At 65.1% G+C, this 14,341-nt stretch carries 11 protein-coding genes and 1 pseudogene; 8 read left to right on the top strand and 4 right to left on the bottom strand.

Annotated features, from left to right (window positions below; genetic code table 11):
- Window positions 1-128: 128 nt before the first annotated feature.
- Complete coding sequence (locus LB535_RS20165) at window positions 129-1,283, bottom strand: citrate synthase family protein (protein WP_224633423.1); 1,155 nt, start codon at window positions 1,281-1,283, stop codon at window positions 129-131.
- Window positions 1,284-1,372: 89 nt separating this feature from the next.
- On the opposite strand from LB535_RS20165, the gene LB535_RS20160 reads away from it, so the two are divergent.
- The 8 genes and pseudogenes from LB535_RS20160 to LB535_RS20120 all read left to right on the top strand — a co-directional run.
- Complete coding sequence (locus tag LB535_RS20160) at window positions 1,373-2,473, top strand: citrate synthase/methylcitrate synthase (RefSeq protein ID WP_224633422.1); 1,101 nt, start codon at window positions 1,373-1,375, stop codon at window positions 2,471-2,473.
- Between the two features lie 493 nt (window positions 2,474-2,966).
- A complete protein-coding gene (locus LB535_RS20155; RefSeq protein ID WP_224633421.1) occupies window positions 2,967-4,097 on the top strand; it encodes a patatin-like phospholipase family protein in 1,131 nt (376 codons plus the stop codon).
- Between the two features lie 123 nt (window positions 4,098-4,220).
- Entirely contained in the window at window positions 4,221-5,642 is a 1,422-nt protein-coding gene (locus tag LB535_RS20150) for a coniferyl aldehyde dehydrogenase (RefSeq protein WP_224633420.1), read from the top strand.
- A gap of 62 nt (window positions 5,643-5,704) precedes the next feature.
- Window positions 5,705-5,923, top strand: coding sequence for a hypothetical protein (locus LB535_RS20145; protein ID WP_224532704.1), 219 nt, complete (start codon window positions 5,705-5,707; stop codon window positions 5,921-5,923).
- A gap of 86 nt (window positions 5,924-6,009) precedes the next feature.
- Window positions 6,010-7,194, top strand: a complete 1,185-nt coding sequence (locus LB535_RS20140) for an efflux RND transporter periplasmic adaptor subunit (protein ID WP_224633419.1) — start codon at window positions 6,010-6,012, stop codon at window positions 7,192-7,194.
- Between the two features lie 74 nt (window positions 7,195-7,268).
- Entirely contained in the window at window positions 7,269-10,445 is a 3,177-nt protein-coding gene (locus LB535_RS20135) for an efflux RND transporter permease subunit (protein ID WP_224633418.1), read from the top strand.
- A gap of 97 nt (window positions 10,446-10,542) precedes the next feature.
- Window positions 10,543-10,701 (top strand): DUF3309 family protein, encoded by a 159-nt coding sequence (locus tag LB535_RS20130; RefSeq protein WP_040991775.1) that lies wholly within the window; start codon window positions 10,543-10,545, stop codon window positions 10,699-10,701.
- A 595-nt stretch (window positions 10,702-11,296) separates the two neighbouring features.
- A pseudogene (locus LB535_RS20120) lies at window positions 11,297-11,473 on the top strand (LysR family transcriptional regulator); the annotation flags it as partial.
- On the opposite strand, the gene LB535_RS20115 reads toward LB535_RS20120, so the two are convergent.
- The 3 genes from LB535_RS20115 to LB535_RS20105 form a co-directional block, all read right to left on the bottom strand.
- On the bottom strand, window positions 11,431-12,612 hold the full coding sequence (locus tag LB535_RS20115; RefSeq protein ID WP_224633417.1) for an MFS transporter: 1,182 nt from the start codon (window positions 12,610-12,612) through the stop codon (window positions 11,431-11,433). The pseudogene LB535_RS20120 and the gene LB535_RS20115 overlap by 43 nt on opposite strands.
- 404 nt (window positions 12,613-13,016) lie before the next feature.
- On the bottom strand, window positions 13,017-13,325 hold the full coding sequence (locus tag LB535_RS20110; protein ID WP_095767315.1) for a DUF1244 domain-containing protein: 309 nt from the start codon (window positions 13,323-13,325) through the stop codon (window positions 13,017-13,019).
- Between the two features lie 23 nt (window positions 13,326-13,348).
- Entirely contained in the window at window positions 13,349-14,146 is a 798-nt protein-coding gene (locus tag LB535_RS20105) for an N-formylglutamate amidohydrolase (RefSeq protein WP_224633416.1), read from the bottom strand.
- Between the last annotated feature and the right edge of the window lie 195 nt (window positions 14,147-14,341).

Raw genomic sequence — 14,341 nt, 5'->3', positions numbered from 1 at the left:
TACGGCGCAACGGTGCAGAATTCTGTATACGTTGCAACGCCTTAGCGTCACGGAATGGATTCTAGGGTCTGCGCGCGTCGCTTCGCTCCTTGCTCCGCCCTAGAATGACGACCTCAGACGCGTTCCGGCTAATGGTCATCGTCCCACGCTAATGGCCCGTCGTAACGGGCGCGGGGCCTGATCGGCCGGTTGCTGGTCACCTGTTCGACGGCATGGGCCGTCCAGCCGACGCTGCGGCCGAGCGCGAACAGGCGGAACGGCGCATCGGCCGGCAGGCTGAGGCTGCGCGTCATCGCGGCCAGCGCAAAATCGATGTTCGGATGCAGTCCGGTCGCGGCGAGCACGGCGTCGCGAAGATGTACGATCCCGTCATCGATCTCCAGGTCAGGCAGCAGTGCTTGCGCGCGCGGATCGCCTTCCGGGTAAAGCGGGTGGCCGAAGCTTGGCAGCGGCCGGTCATGAGCGAGCCAGCGTGCAATCGCCTCGTCCGGACCCAGCCGCCCGGCATCCTCGACAAGGGTGATCGCCGCCGCGCCGGCGCCGCCATGACGCGGGCCGGTCAGCGTCGCAAGGCCTGCGAGCAGGCAGGCGGCGACCGGCGCGCCGGTGGAGGCCGCGACGCGGGCGGCGAAGGTCGAGGCGTTGAGCTCGTGATCGGCCAAAAGCACCAGCGCCTTGCGGATGAGATCGGCGCCGGCGGCTTCCACCGACCAGCCCTGCGCCAGCCTGATATGCACGGGTTCGGAGCCCGACGACGCGCCGAGCGCGGTTGCCAGCGCGCTGGTCGCGGCGGCGCCGTCCTGCTGCAGCATGGCCGGCCTGCGTCCGAGCGAGGACCAGCCTCCGGCGGCGAGCGCCGAAAGCCTGGCGAAGGCGGTGGGCGTGCCGCTTTGCCGGGCGGCCGAAGGGGTCAGCGAGGCGAACGATACCGGACGGGCAGAAGCCCATAGAAGTTCGGCGGTCTCCTCGAGCGTCGCCGTCGCCGAAAGCTCCACCGCGTCCCTGCCGCGATAGATGAGACGACCATGCAGCACCGTGGAGATTGACGTGGGAATCGCCGGCTCGCCCCAGGCGATGGCGCTTTCGGCGATTGCCTGCGGGCTCCTTCCGCGGTCGCGGCGCGTGGCGAGCGCGGCGATGTCGTCGGCGCGGTACCGACTGCGGCGCGGGTCTGCTTCGTCCGGCTTCATGCCGATGCGGCCGCGGCTGACATAGGCATAAAGCGTCTGCGGCCGGACATTGAGCCGCTCCAGCGCCTCATCCCGGGTCAGCCATTCCGTCATTCGACACCTTACATTGATTGTCTTGATCAAGATTGATGCATTGATTGTGCAGCATTAATTGTCATGCACCAAAGGTCAAGGAGACGATCATGGCAAATGGGCTCGATGATGTTGTGGCGGCAGACACAGTGCTTTCCGATGTCGATGGTGCGGGCGGGCACCTCACCATCCGGGGCCATTCGCTGATGGAACTCGCCGGCCGCCGGCGCTACGCGCAGGTGGTGCGTCTGCTGTTCGACGGCTTCTTCGACGACCTTCCGAGCGATGCCGAACTGGAGAAGGCGATCGGCAAGGCGCGGGTTGAAGTATTTGACCGCGTCCAGCCGATGCTTGCCCATCTGGCGCCGCTCGACATCTACAGCGGCATGCGGGCCGGCATGGCCATCCTGCCCGACGGCGAGGGGCTTGCCGATGCGCTGCGGCTGGTCGCGGCGCCTGCGGTGCTGACGCCGGCCTTGCTGCGCCTTGGCCGGGGTAAGACGCCTATTGCTCCCGACGAAAAAGCCGATCATGCCGGCGACATGCTGCGCATGCTTTCCGGCTCCGCCTCGCCCGCGCTTACCAAGGCGCTCGACAGCTATCTGGTGACGGTCTGCGACCACGGGCTCAACGCCTCGACCTTCGCGACCCGCGTGGTGGCCTCGACCCAGGCCGGACTGACCTCGGCGATCCTGGCTGGGCTCGGCGCGCTGAAAGGTCCGCTGCATGGCGGCGCGCCGGGGCCGGTGATAGAGATGCTGGACGCCATCAAGGCCAGCGGCGACGCCACGGCATGGCTGCGCAACGAGATCGCCCATGGCCAGCGCATCATGGGTTTCGGCCATCGCATCTACCGCGTGCGCGACCCGCGAGCCGATGCGCTGAAGACGGTCGTGCGGCAGCTCGGTTCGCGCAACAAGACGAGCAGCAAGGAGATGGGTAGCAGGTTGGCCTTCGCCGAAACCGTGGAGCAGGCGGCGCTCGAGGTGCTCAGCATCGCCAAGCCGCAGCGCTCGATCCAGACCAATGTCGAATTCTACACAGCGCTCCTCCTGGACGCGGTCGGCTTCCCGAAGGAGGCCTTCTCCAACGTGTTCGCCGCCGGCCGCGTTGCCGGCTGGATTGCGCACGCGCGCGAGCAGCAGGCGACCGGGCGGCTCATCCGGCCACAGTCGCATTATGTCGGGCCGGTGCCCGATCTCGTGGCTTGAGAGGTTCGGTTCCTCGCCCCACCTCGGCTACGGCATGCACACCTTTCCAAGCGGCTGGCCTTTGGCGATAGCGTGCATGCAGCTTGGCGCATGCCTTGTCTTATGCAGCGCTGGTCGACCCCCACTCCGTCTCGGCTTCGCCGAGCCACCTCTCCCCCGATCGAAGGGGTAGAGGAAAGGCGCCAAGCTTTTTGCCGTCAATGCTCGTCCAGCAACGCTCCTTGCTTTCCCTCCGGAGGGGGGAAAGGTGGCGTTGCGAAGCAGCGACGGATTGGGGGAACCACCTGGCAATCAAGCCTCGGCCTGATCAGTGGCGCCAGTCACAGCATGCTGTAGCCCACTTCGTGGGGCGAGGAAAATCCCATGATCACGCTTGTGTGTTCGTGTTCTTGCCTTGGTTCGCCCTTATATGCTGCGCTGCAACATAGGCTGACTGCGTCGTCTCCGTGCAAACAACGCTGCGGTAGGCCGGCGCATCGAGACAAGGAACGCCATGGCGAAGAACGGCAAGGCGGAGGAAAAGAAGAAGATCAACATCGCGCTCCAGGGCGGCGGTTCGCATGGCGCCTTTTCCTGGGGCGTGCTCGACCGGCTGCTGGAGGACGGGCGGCTGGAGATCGCGGCGGTGTCCGGCACCAGCGCCGGCGCCATGAACGCGGTGGCGCTGGCCGACGGTTTTGTCCGGGGCGGCGTGGAAGGCGCGCGCAAGAAGCTCGAGGATTTCTGGCGGGCGGTGGCCTCGAAGGGCCGTTTCAGCCCGGTGCAGCGCATGCCGTGGGACGTGGTCTGGGGCAATTGGTCGATCGAGAACACGCCCGGCTATGTCTTCTTCGACACGATGTCGCGGGTGTTCTCGCCCTATGTCGCCAATCCACTCGGCCTCAACCCGCTGCGCGATGTGGTGGCGAAGGAGATCGACTTCGACAATGTGCGCGCCTGCAAGTCGATGGAACTGTTCATCTCGGCGACCAATGTCGAGACCGGACAGCTGCGCGTCTTCTCCGACGGCGAGATCGACCTCGACACGGTGATGGCTTCGGCCTGCCTGCCGCAATTGTTCCGCGCCGTCGAGATCAAGGGCGTGCCCTATTGGGACGGCGGCTATGGCGGCAATCCGGCGCTCTATCCGTTCTTCAAGACGGCGGCGACCGAGGACGTGCTTCTGGTGCAGATCAATCCGGTGGTGCGCGAAGGCACGCCGAAGAGCGCCAATGAGATCCAGAACCGCATCGACGAGATCACCTTCAATGCCGGGCTGCTGCGCGAATTCCGCTCGATCGCCTTCGTCAAGGAGTTGATCGCGGCCGGACGCCTGCCGCATGGCGAATATCGCGACATCCGCATGCACCGCATTGACGCCGACGAGGCTTTCAAGGACCTCTCCGCGTCGTCCAAGGTCAACGCCGAATGGGCTTTCATCGCCTATCTGCGCGACCTCGGCCGCAGCGCCGCCAGCGACTGGCTGGAAGAGAACTACGACGCTGTCGGCAGCCAAGCGACGCTCGACCTGTCGGGCGAGCTCGACGACGGCTTCAAGCCGCTGCGCGGCCCGGCACCCGGGCGTCGCGTCAAGGAGTTCCTGGCAGCGCACATTAAGCCGGAATCCGCGCGCCGCCGCGCCTGATGTCTTCCATACCTGTCAGCAAGTCCGCTCCGGCTGTCAGCATCTTCCCCAGCGGAACCGGGGCAATGCTGGATTCGGTTGTCGGGGCGATATAGCTTACCTGAACGTAAAGGGGAGGTCGCGATGCTGCAAACCAGACAAAACGCTCTCGGGGTCAGGTTTGAAGCGCAGTGCAGGGCCTTCGAGAAGGAGCCGTTCCCGACGCTGGACGTGCGCAAGGATCGGCTGAAGCGCCTGCTGGCGCTCACTGAAAAGCACGAAGCCGAGATCTGCGCGGCGATCGACAGCGATTTTTCCGCCCGCTCGGCTCAGGAGACGCGGCTTGCCGAACTGTTCGTCGTGCGCGCGGGCATCCGGCATGCGCTGTCGCACCTCGGCGCCTGGATGCGCGAGCGCCGCGTCGCCACCAGCCTGCCGTTCCTGCCCGGCCGCAACCGCCTCTTGCCGCAGCCGCTCGGCGTCGTCGGCATCGTCTCGCCCTGGAACTATCCTTTCCAGCTCGCCATCGCGCCGGCGACCGCCGCTCTGGCCGCCGGCAACCGCGTTCTGATCAAGCCTTCGGAGCTGACGCCGAAATTTTCGGACCTGCTCGCCAGCCTGGTCGAAAAATATTTCGCCGCCGACGAGATCAGCGTGGCGGTCGGCGACGCGGAGGTCGGCAAGGCGTTCGTGTCCTTGCCGTTCGACCACCTCCTGTTCACGGGCTCGACCGCCGTCGGCCGCCAGGTGGCACTGGCTGCCGCTGCCAATCTGACGCCGGTGACGCTCGAGCTCGGCGGCAAGTCGCCGGCGATCTTCGATCCCTCCTGCGATCTTGATGCGGCGGTCGCCAGCGTTGCCTACGGCAAATTGCTCAATGCCGGCCAGACCTGCATCGCGCCCGACTATCTGATGGTCCCGCAAGGCCAGGGCGCGGCGGTCGCGGCTAAGTTCGCGGCGGCAATCGCGAAGCTCTATCCGCGCTTCGGCGACAATCCCGACTATACGGCGATCGTCAGCGAGCGGCATCACCGGCGGCTGAGCGACATGATCGCAGAGGCGCGCGACAGCGGTGCCGACATTACCGAGATCAATCCTGCGAACGAGAAGCTCGGCATCAGCGACCGCAAGATGGCGCCGGTGCTGGTGCGCAATGCCGGCGAGACTCTGCGGCTGATGCGCGAGGAGATTTTCGGACCGGTGCTGCCGATCGTCGAATATGGCAGCGTGGACGAGGCTATCGATCATGTGAACCGGGGCGAGCGTCCACTGGCGCTTTACTGGTTCGGCAGCGACAGCGCCAATCGCCGCAGGGTCATGCGCGAAACCGTGGCCGGCGGCGTCACGGTCAATGACTGCATGATGCATCTGGCGCAGGAGCGGCAGCCCTTCGGCGGCGTCGGCGACAGCGGCATGGGCGCCTATCACGGCGAGTGGGGTTTTCGCACCTTCAGCAAGGAAAAGCCGATCTTCATCCAGTCGAAGCTCAGCGCCAGCGGCCTGCTGCGCCCGCCCTATGGCAAGACATTCGAGCGTCTTTTCCGGCTGCTGAAGCTCATCACTTGACAGCTTCAGCCCGGGAATGGCGGGGACGGAACCGCGGTCAACGCGGATGATCGGCGCTTCATATGGGAGCTTTCCGCATCATCCTGACGGCTGCTGCCAGTAACGTTAGGGAAGCCATGGAAAACTATTGGCGCGCCGGAAAAAAGCGCAGCCGTCTGGCAGAAAAGCTTGGATTTGTCGAGGAACCACGTTCCACTTCGCAATGCTACCACAACTTTTCCGACTATATTGCGCCGCAACTTTCAGGTAGAAGCTGCGCTTCGCCGATCACGGCAAATTGAACTAGGCCCCGCGCACACCCATATCGGCCGCGCGCCCGAAGTCGGAAGCGCCGACCTCGCCAGGTCCTGCAACGGAAAAAATGACGATGCCGAAAATCAGGTTTCACAAGCTTGCTGCCATTGTCGTGCTCATCGGATTCGCGGCCTGGATGGGCACGGGTGAGTTTTCGTCCGTCGGTAGCGCCGCCGACAAGTCGGTTACCACCGACAAGCACGCCGACGCCGGCAAGCCCGCTCAGCCGGAGGCCACCAAACCGGACACCGCGCAAGCCGAGCCCAAGGCCGCGTTGCGCACGGTCGCGGTGGTGACGCCGCCGCGCAAAACCTATGCGCGCGCCATCCGCATCTCCGGCCTGACCGAGGCCGACAAGCGGGCCGTCCTGGCGACGCGCGTCGCCGGCGTCATCGAGAAGTTGCCGGTCAAGCAGGGCGACCGCGTCAAGACCGGCGACCTCGTGCTGATGCTCGCGGCCGAGGAGAAGATCTCCAACGTCGACAATGCCAAGCAATTGCTGGCGCAGCGCAAGGCCGAGCTCGATGCCGCCGAGCGGCTGGCCAAGACCGGCAATCTGCCGAAGCTGCAGCTCGACACCGCCCGCTCCAACCTGACGCTGGCGCAATCGCAGCTGGACACCGCGCAGGCGGAGCTCGACCGCAACGAGGTCAAGGCGCCATTCGACGGCGTCATCGATCGCATCCCGGTGGAGCTCGGCAGCTCGGTGATGCAGGGCGGCGAGGTGGCGACAGTCCTGAAGCTCGATCCGGTCATCGCCCGCGGCGAGATCAGCGAGCGCGACCTGCGCTACGTCAAGATCGGCGACGAGGCCGATGTCCGCCTCGTCAACGACCAGAAGGTCACCGGCACCGTGCGCTACATCAGCCGCGATGCCTCGGCGCAGACCCGCACCTTCCGCGTCGAGGTGGCGATACCCAATCCCGACGGCTCCATCCCCGCCGGCATGACGGCCGAGATCGCGCTCAGCGCCGAGCCGACCAACGCGGTCATGCTGCCGCGTTCGGTGGTGACGCTCGGCGACAAGGGCGACCTCGGCATTCGCGCCGTCGGCAAGGACGACAAGGTGGCGTTCTTTCCGATCGACCTGGTCGACGACACGCCGCACGGCCTGGTGCTGGGCGGCATTCCGCAAGATGCGCGCATCATCGTCGCCGGCCAGGAGCTGGTGAAGGAGGGCGATCCGGTGAAGCCCGTCGAGGCCGACCAGGCGACCATCAACAAGCTGATCGGCGAAGCCACCGCCGGCACGCAGTAAAGCAGGACGCGTCCGTCGCCGGCCCAATCCGGCGATGGCAGTCCGCAGCCCCCGAAGCATAACAGGCCGAAGTCATGGATATCGTCAGACTCGCCATCAACAACGCTCGCCTCACCATATCGGCGCTGCTGTTTCTGGTCGTTGCGGGCTGGGTCGCCTACCAGTCCACGCCGAAGGAAGCAGAGCCCGACGTTCCGATTCCGATGATGTATGTCAGCCTGATCTATCAGGGCATCTCACCGGAGGATTCCGAGCGCCTGCTGCTCAGGCCGATGGAAAGCAAGCTTAAGAGTCTCAAGGGGCTCAAGGAGATGCGCTCAGCCGCCTTCCAGGGCGGCGGCTATGTGCTGGTCGAATTCCAGCCGCAGACGGATCTCGCGACGGCGCTGCAGGATACGCGCAGCAAGGTGCAGGACGCCAAGGCCGACCTGCCGCAGGCGGCGGAAGAGCCGACCGTCAACGAGGTCAACGTCTCGGAATTCCCGGTTCTGGTCGTCACACTTTCCGGCGATGTGCCGGAGCGCGTGCTGACGTCGGCCGCGCGCGAGCTGCGCGACCGCATCGAGGAGGTGCCCGGCGTGCTCGAAGGCTCGCTGCAGGGCGCTCGCGACGACCTTGTCGAGGTGGTCGTCGATCCGGTGAAGCTTTCCTCCTACGGACTGCAGCTCGACCAGGTGATCCAGGGCGTCGCCTCCTCCAACAGCCTGGTCGCGGCCGGCAATCTCGAAGGCTCGGAAGGCAAATACGCGGTCAAGGTGCCGTCGCTGATCGAGACGCCCGAGGATGTCGCGAACCTGCCGGTGGTCGCCACGCCGAACGCCGTGGTCCAGACCAAGGACATCGCGACCATACGCTCGACCTTCAAGGACGCCGAGACGGTCACTCGCCTCAACGGCAAGCCTGCGATCGCCATCGAAGTCAAGAAGCGCATAGGCGCCAACCTGATCGACACGTTGAACCACGTCAGGGAAGTGTCCGATACCTTTATTAAGACCATGCCCGAGGGCATGCATGTCACCTACACGCAGGACAAGTCGGTCTTCGTCAACCAGCTGCTGGGCGACCTGCAGAACCATGTGATGATCGCCGTCATCCTGGTGTTCATCGTCATCCTCTACGCGCTGTCGGGGCGGGCCTCGCTGCTCATCGGGCTTGCCATCCCGTCATCGTTCCTGATGGGCATCCTGCTGCTTGCCATGATGGGCTACACGATCAACATGATCGTGCTGTTCAGCCTGATCCTGGCCGTCGGCATGCTGGTGGACGACGCCATCATCGTCACCGAATTCGCGGAACGGCGCATGAGCGAGGGCATGCCGAAGGCGGACGCCTTCGCGCTGGCCGCCAAGCGCATGGCCGGCCCGGTCATCGCGGCGACGATGACGCGCATCGCCGCCTTCTCGCCGCTGCTGTTCTGGCCGGGCATCATCGGCGACTTCATGAAATATATGCCGATCACGCTGATCGTGACGCTGTCGGCCTCGATGCTCTACGCGCTGGTCTTCGCGCCGACTTTGGGCGCGATCTTCGCCAAGGCGCCGGAGCATCACGAGGAAGGCAACCGCGACGGCTGGTACATGGCGGTGGTCAAGCAGGCGGTGCGCTTCCCGATCACGGTGATCCTGCTCACCGTCGGACTTCTGGTCGGCGTCGGCTTCGCCTATTCGAAATATGGCGCCGGCGTCGAGTTCTTCCCCAGCGTCGAGCCGGATTACGGCCTGCTCTATGTGCATGCCCGCGGCAATCTTTCGCTGGCCGAAATGGACGCCGCGACGAAAACGGCGGAAAACCGCCTGCTCGGCTGGCCCGGCGTGAAGTCGGTCTATACCCGCGTCGGCAAGACGCAAGGCGGCGGCCAGGACATTCCGGAAGACGTGGTCGGCGTCATCCAGTACGAGTTCGTCGATTGGCGCGAGCGCAAGTCGGCCAACCAGATCCTCGACGACCTGCGCGGCGTGATGGCCGGCATTCCCGGCGTCGATGTCGAAGTGCGCGTGCCGGAAGCCGGCCCGCCGACCGGCAAGCCGATCCAGATCAGGCTTTCGGCCGTCGACCCGGCCGGGCTCGACGACAAGGCGCGCGCGGTCGCGGCACGCATCGCCAAGATCCCCAATGTCATCGACATTTCGGACGGCCTGCCGCCGCCCGGTGTCGATTGGGCGATCGAGGTCGACCGCGCCAAGGCGGCGCAATACGGCATCAGCCCGACTTCGGTCGGCACGGTGGTGCAACTGGTGACCAACGGCCTCAAGCTGTCGGAATACCGGCCGGCCGGTGCCGACGATGCGGTCGACATCCGGCTCCGCCTGCCCGAGGATCGGCGCACGCTGTCGACGCTCGACGAGCTCAGGGTGCAGACCTCGCAAGGGTCGGTGCCGATCTCGAACTTCGTCGTGCGCAAGCCGGAGCCGACCGTCGGTATCCTGAACCGCATCGACGGCGCGCGCACCGTGGTCGTGCAGGCCAATGTCAGCGCCGGCGCGCAGGTCGCGGCGGTGCAGGAGCAGGTGACCAAGGCCGTCAGCGATATGGATCTCGGCAGCGGCATTCGCTGGAAGCTCGCCGGCTCCAACGAAGACAGCGCGGAAGCCAGCGCCTTCCTCGGCAAGGCCTTTGGCGCGGCGATCTTCCTGATCTTCCTGGTGCTGCTTGCGCAGTTCAACAAATTCACCAGCGTGTGGCTCGTCCTGTCCTGCGTGGTCATGGCGACGATCGGCGTGTTCCTCGGATTGCTTCTGACAGGCGAGGCCTTTGGCATCGTCATGTCGGGCATCGGCGTCATCGCGCTGGCCGGTGTGGTGGTGAACAACAACATCGTGCTCATCGACACTTACGACCGGTTGCGCGAGGAAGGCTGGGACAAGATGGATGCGGTGCTGCAGACCTGCCGCGAGCGCGCCCGTCCGGTGGTGCTGACGGCGGTGTCGGCCATCCTCGGCGTGCTGCCGATCGCCTTCGGCCTCGGGCTCGAAATCTTCCATCACGAAACGACGATCAACGCGCCGTCGACGCAATGGTGGATCTCGCTGTCCTCGGCGATCGTCTTCGGCCTGTCTTTCGCCACCCTGCTGACGCTGGTGGTGACGCCGTCGATGCTGATGGTGTTCACCCGCGCCAAGGTGAAGCCCGGCCAGCGCCGCGGCTGGTTCAGCCGCCTGTTGCGGCGCGGCAAAGGCAAGGTCATGACCGACGAGCCGGCCAGCGAGACGGGCGCGGGGTCGGCGGAGGCCTTCCCGAAAGCCGCGGAATAGAGCGTTTCACAACCCCAAGGAAAAAAGCCGCCCGGGAACAACCGGGCGGCTTTTTGCATTGTTCCCTCGAAGTTCAACCAGACGGCGAGGGTTTTTCATGACGATCGGCACAATTCTCGTAATTATCCTTATCCTGATCCTGATCGGCGCCGTGCCGGCATGGCCGCATTCGCGATCCTGGGGCTACGGCCCCTCGGGCATCGTCGGCGTCATCCTGGTCGTGCTGTTGATACTCTTGTTGATGGGCAGGATCTGACCGGTTCCTCGGTCCAGGGATTTGAAAGGCTGCAGCCAGCGCAAACGCTGGGAATTAGCTGAAGCTTTGCCCAATCTCGTCATTCCAGGGCGGAGCAGCCGCGAAGCGGCGTCGCGGAGACCCTGGAATCCATTGCGTGAACTGGGCCGTGGGATGCGGCGAAGCAGAATTCTGCACCCTTGCTACGCTTCGAGGTCACGGAATGGATCCTCGGGTCTGCGCGCGTCGCTTCGCTCCTTGCTCCGCCCGTGGATGACGAGGTTGGGAGGCCTCAGCCAGTCTCCAAGGCATACGGCCTGCCAACGCAGACATGCCCGACCGATCCTTGTAGTTTGCAGCCGGGCTGCCGGATCGGCCGCTTTTTGGCATGCTGCGATCAGGCGGCGAGGCGCGACGGCTCCGCGGCGACGCCGATATCCTGCAATGCTTCCTTCACCGCTTGGTCGAGCGGGGTGTGCGGGATTTCGCCGATGACCTCCTCCATCCGCGTCGAGACCAGCCGGCGCGCTTCGAAGCGCAGATAGGACATCGAGACGATCTCGCGCCACATGGCCACGAACGGGCTGCCGGCGCGCAGCACCCACCAGGACATGCCGATCCGAACCTGGAAAAACTGTTGCCCGATTTGCCCTCGCCGGTTCTGCCGGTCTGACTCGCCATGCATCGCGACGTGCGCACCAGCATGCGCATCCGCCGCGTGGCGGATTTCCTGCACGAGGAACTGAAGCGCTATTCGGCTGGGACGGGTTCAGGTGCGAATTCGGCCCGGTGAGCGAGGCCGGCCATCAAGAGCACGACGACCAGCAGCGCGGACAGCGCGACGAAGATCGGGCCGAAGCTCGAATGCTCGGCGACGAAGCCGATTGCCGACGGCGCCACCAATATGCCGGAATAGCCCATGGTGGTGACGACGCTCATGCCGGTGCCGGACGACATGCCTTCCTGATTGCCGCCGGCCGAAAAGATGATCGGCACCATGTTGGCGATGCCGAAGCCGCAGAAAGCAAAGGCGGTTATGGCAAGGTAAGGCGAGGGCGAGAGGCCGGCGACCAGCATGCCGGCGGCGGCGACCAGCGCGGAGCCGCGCAAGGTCGACACCGCGCCGAAGCGGTTGCGCACGCCGTCGCCCAGGAAACGCATCAGCGCCATGACCCCGGAGAAGGCGGCATAGGCCAGCCCGGCGACCGCGAGATCGGCACCCAGCTCCTGGTGCAGGAAGAGCGCCGCCCAGTCGAGCACCGCGCCCTCCGAGATCATGGTGAGCAGCGCCATCAGCCCGACCAGATAGACGGCCATGTGCCGCGGCAGCGTGAACTTCTGGTGCTCGACCGCCTGCGGCCGGCCCTCGGCGATGAGATAACGAACGGCAAACGCGATGACGGCAAAGGCGATCACCGTCACCGCGACGGCATGGGCAAGATAGCCGTAATTCTGGATCGAGTAGCCGCCGAGCGCGCCACCGGCGAAGCCGCCGAGGCTCCAGAAGCCGTGCGACGACGACATGATCGCGCGCGAAAGCCGCCTTTCCACCACGACGGCATTCGAGTTCATCGCGACATCCATGCCGCCGATTGAGCCGCCGAAGACGAGCATGGCAATCGCCGCCAGCGGAACGTTAGGGGCGAGCGCCACGATCAGCAGGCCGAAGCTGCCGCAAACACCGAACCAGCGCGTCACGCTGCGCGAGCCGTGCCGGGAGATCAGATGGCCGCACCAGGTCATGGCGATGACCGCGCCGACGCCGAACAGCAGGATCAGCAGGCCGAGGGTGAATCGGGTGATGTCGAGCCGGGTGAGGAACACCGGGATCTGCGGCGCCCAGCTGCCGGTCAAGAAACCATTGGCGAGGAAAATACCGGCGACGGCCCAGCGGCCGCGCGCCGCGGCCTGCATCGTGGTTTGCACGCTCATCGTCTGAAATTCCGCCATGCAAAGGATTCGCGCGGCAAATTAGATCGATTCAATTTGTAGTCAAGGACTGCAGCGGGGAAGTGCTTGGACCAAGGGCGCGATCGGGGGTCGGCGTCGTTCGCGGCAGGCTGCTGCTTTGACGATTGCTGCGACGCCTCTCCGTTCGTCATCCACGGGCGGAGCAAGGAGCGAAGCGACGCGCGTAGACCCGAGGATCCATTCCGTGACTTAGGAGCGCCGCTACCATGCAGAATGTTCCCGGGCGGCGCCGTTGCGATGATATTCTGGACCGCGGCATTCTTCGGCAGGCGTCACGGAATGGATTCCAGGGTCTGCGCGCGTCGCTTCGCTCCTTGCTCCGCCCTAGAATGACGAAGCCGCAGGGACGAGCCATACAAGGCCGCTTAGTGATCCTTCGGCCGTCGCGCCTCGAACTCGGCCTTCTTGGCTTCCGACGCCTCGGTCTGGTTGAGCGCCTGCCATTCGGCATAGGGCATGCCGTAGATGATCTCGCGCGCAGCGTCTTTCGACAATGCCACACCTTCGGCTTCGGCGGCTTCGCGATACCAGTTGGACAGGCAGTTGCGGCAGAAGCCGGCGAGGTTCATCAGGTCGATGTTCTGGACATCGCCGCGCTCGCGCAGATGCGCCACCAGCCGGCGAAACGCGGCTGCCTCGAAATCGCGTTTCTGGTCGTCGTTGAGCTCGGTCATGGGGAACTCCGCCGTCGGTCTCGTCACACAGGTCCGGTGCGCGAGCCGAACATTTTCACCTGATGAATATCGGGGCGCCGGTCGATGGCGTCAACGATCGGCGCCAAGCGTTCGGCCCAGGCCAAGGCGCCGGCGCGGTCGGCGATCAGGTCCTGACGGATTTCGATCAGAGCATGTGCGTAGCCGTTGACGATGGCGTGGCGGAACATGGTGTCGCCGCGCAGCGCGCCGTCATAGGGTTCGTTGTCGCCGACGACGAGGGACTTGTCCTCGGCCAGCATGTCGATCAGCGGCCGCGCCACGCGGTCGTCTCGGTCCCACAGGACGCCGACATGCCAGGGGCGGACAAAACCCTGCATCGCCGGCGTGAAGGAATGCACGGAGAGGATGAGCGGCGCCTTGCCCGAAGCATGGGCGACGGAGGCGATCATCGCCCCGACGGCGTCGTGATAGGGCCGGTAGAAACGGTCGAGCCGGCGCTCGCGCTCCTCCCGGGCAATCGGATAGTTTCCCGGCACCACGGTCCCGTCATAGAGCTGGCGGATCATGGTTGGATCATCCTCGCCTCGGTTGGGATCGATCAGCAGCCGCGAGAAACCGGCAAGCACCGCCGGCACGTCAAGCGCAGCGGCGAGCTCGCGCGTCACCGTCTCGACGCCGATGTCATAGGCGATGTGACGGTCGAATTCGGACGCAGGCAAGCCGAGACTGCCGTATTCGTCGGGGAGATCGCGGCGGGCGTGGTCGGCGAGAAGCACGACGCCTTTCTTGCGGTCGCCCTCGACTATGTCGAACGGCGTGAAAACTGTGGATCGGGTCATCGGCTGAAAAGGGGATGGCGGCTGCGATGTGCTATCGTCATTCCACGAAGAGGACGCCGGCGCAATGCCGTTGTTTGGCCAAGGTTTCCGCAAAAAATCCCCGACCGAGGGAGAATTTGCGCGACGGGCCCTTCTAAATCGATTGGAATTGAACAAAACGGCGCGTTGACATGCGCCCGGAGTTTGCTGAAAAGG

It is taken from the genome of Mesorhizobium sp. CA10 (assembly GCF_020165285.1).
Lineage (GTDB): Bacteria > Pseudomonadota > Alphaproteobacteria > Rhizobiales > Rhizobiaceae > Mesorhizobium.
This window is presented reverse-complemented; position numbering and strand designations above follow the sequence as displayed.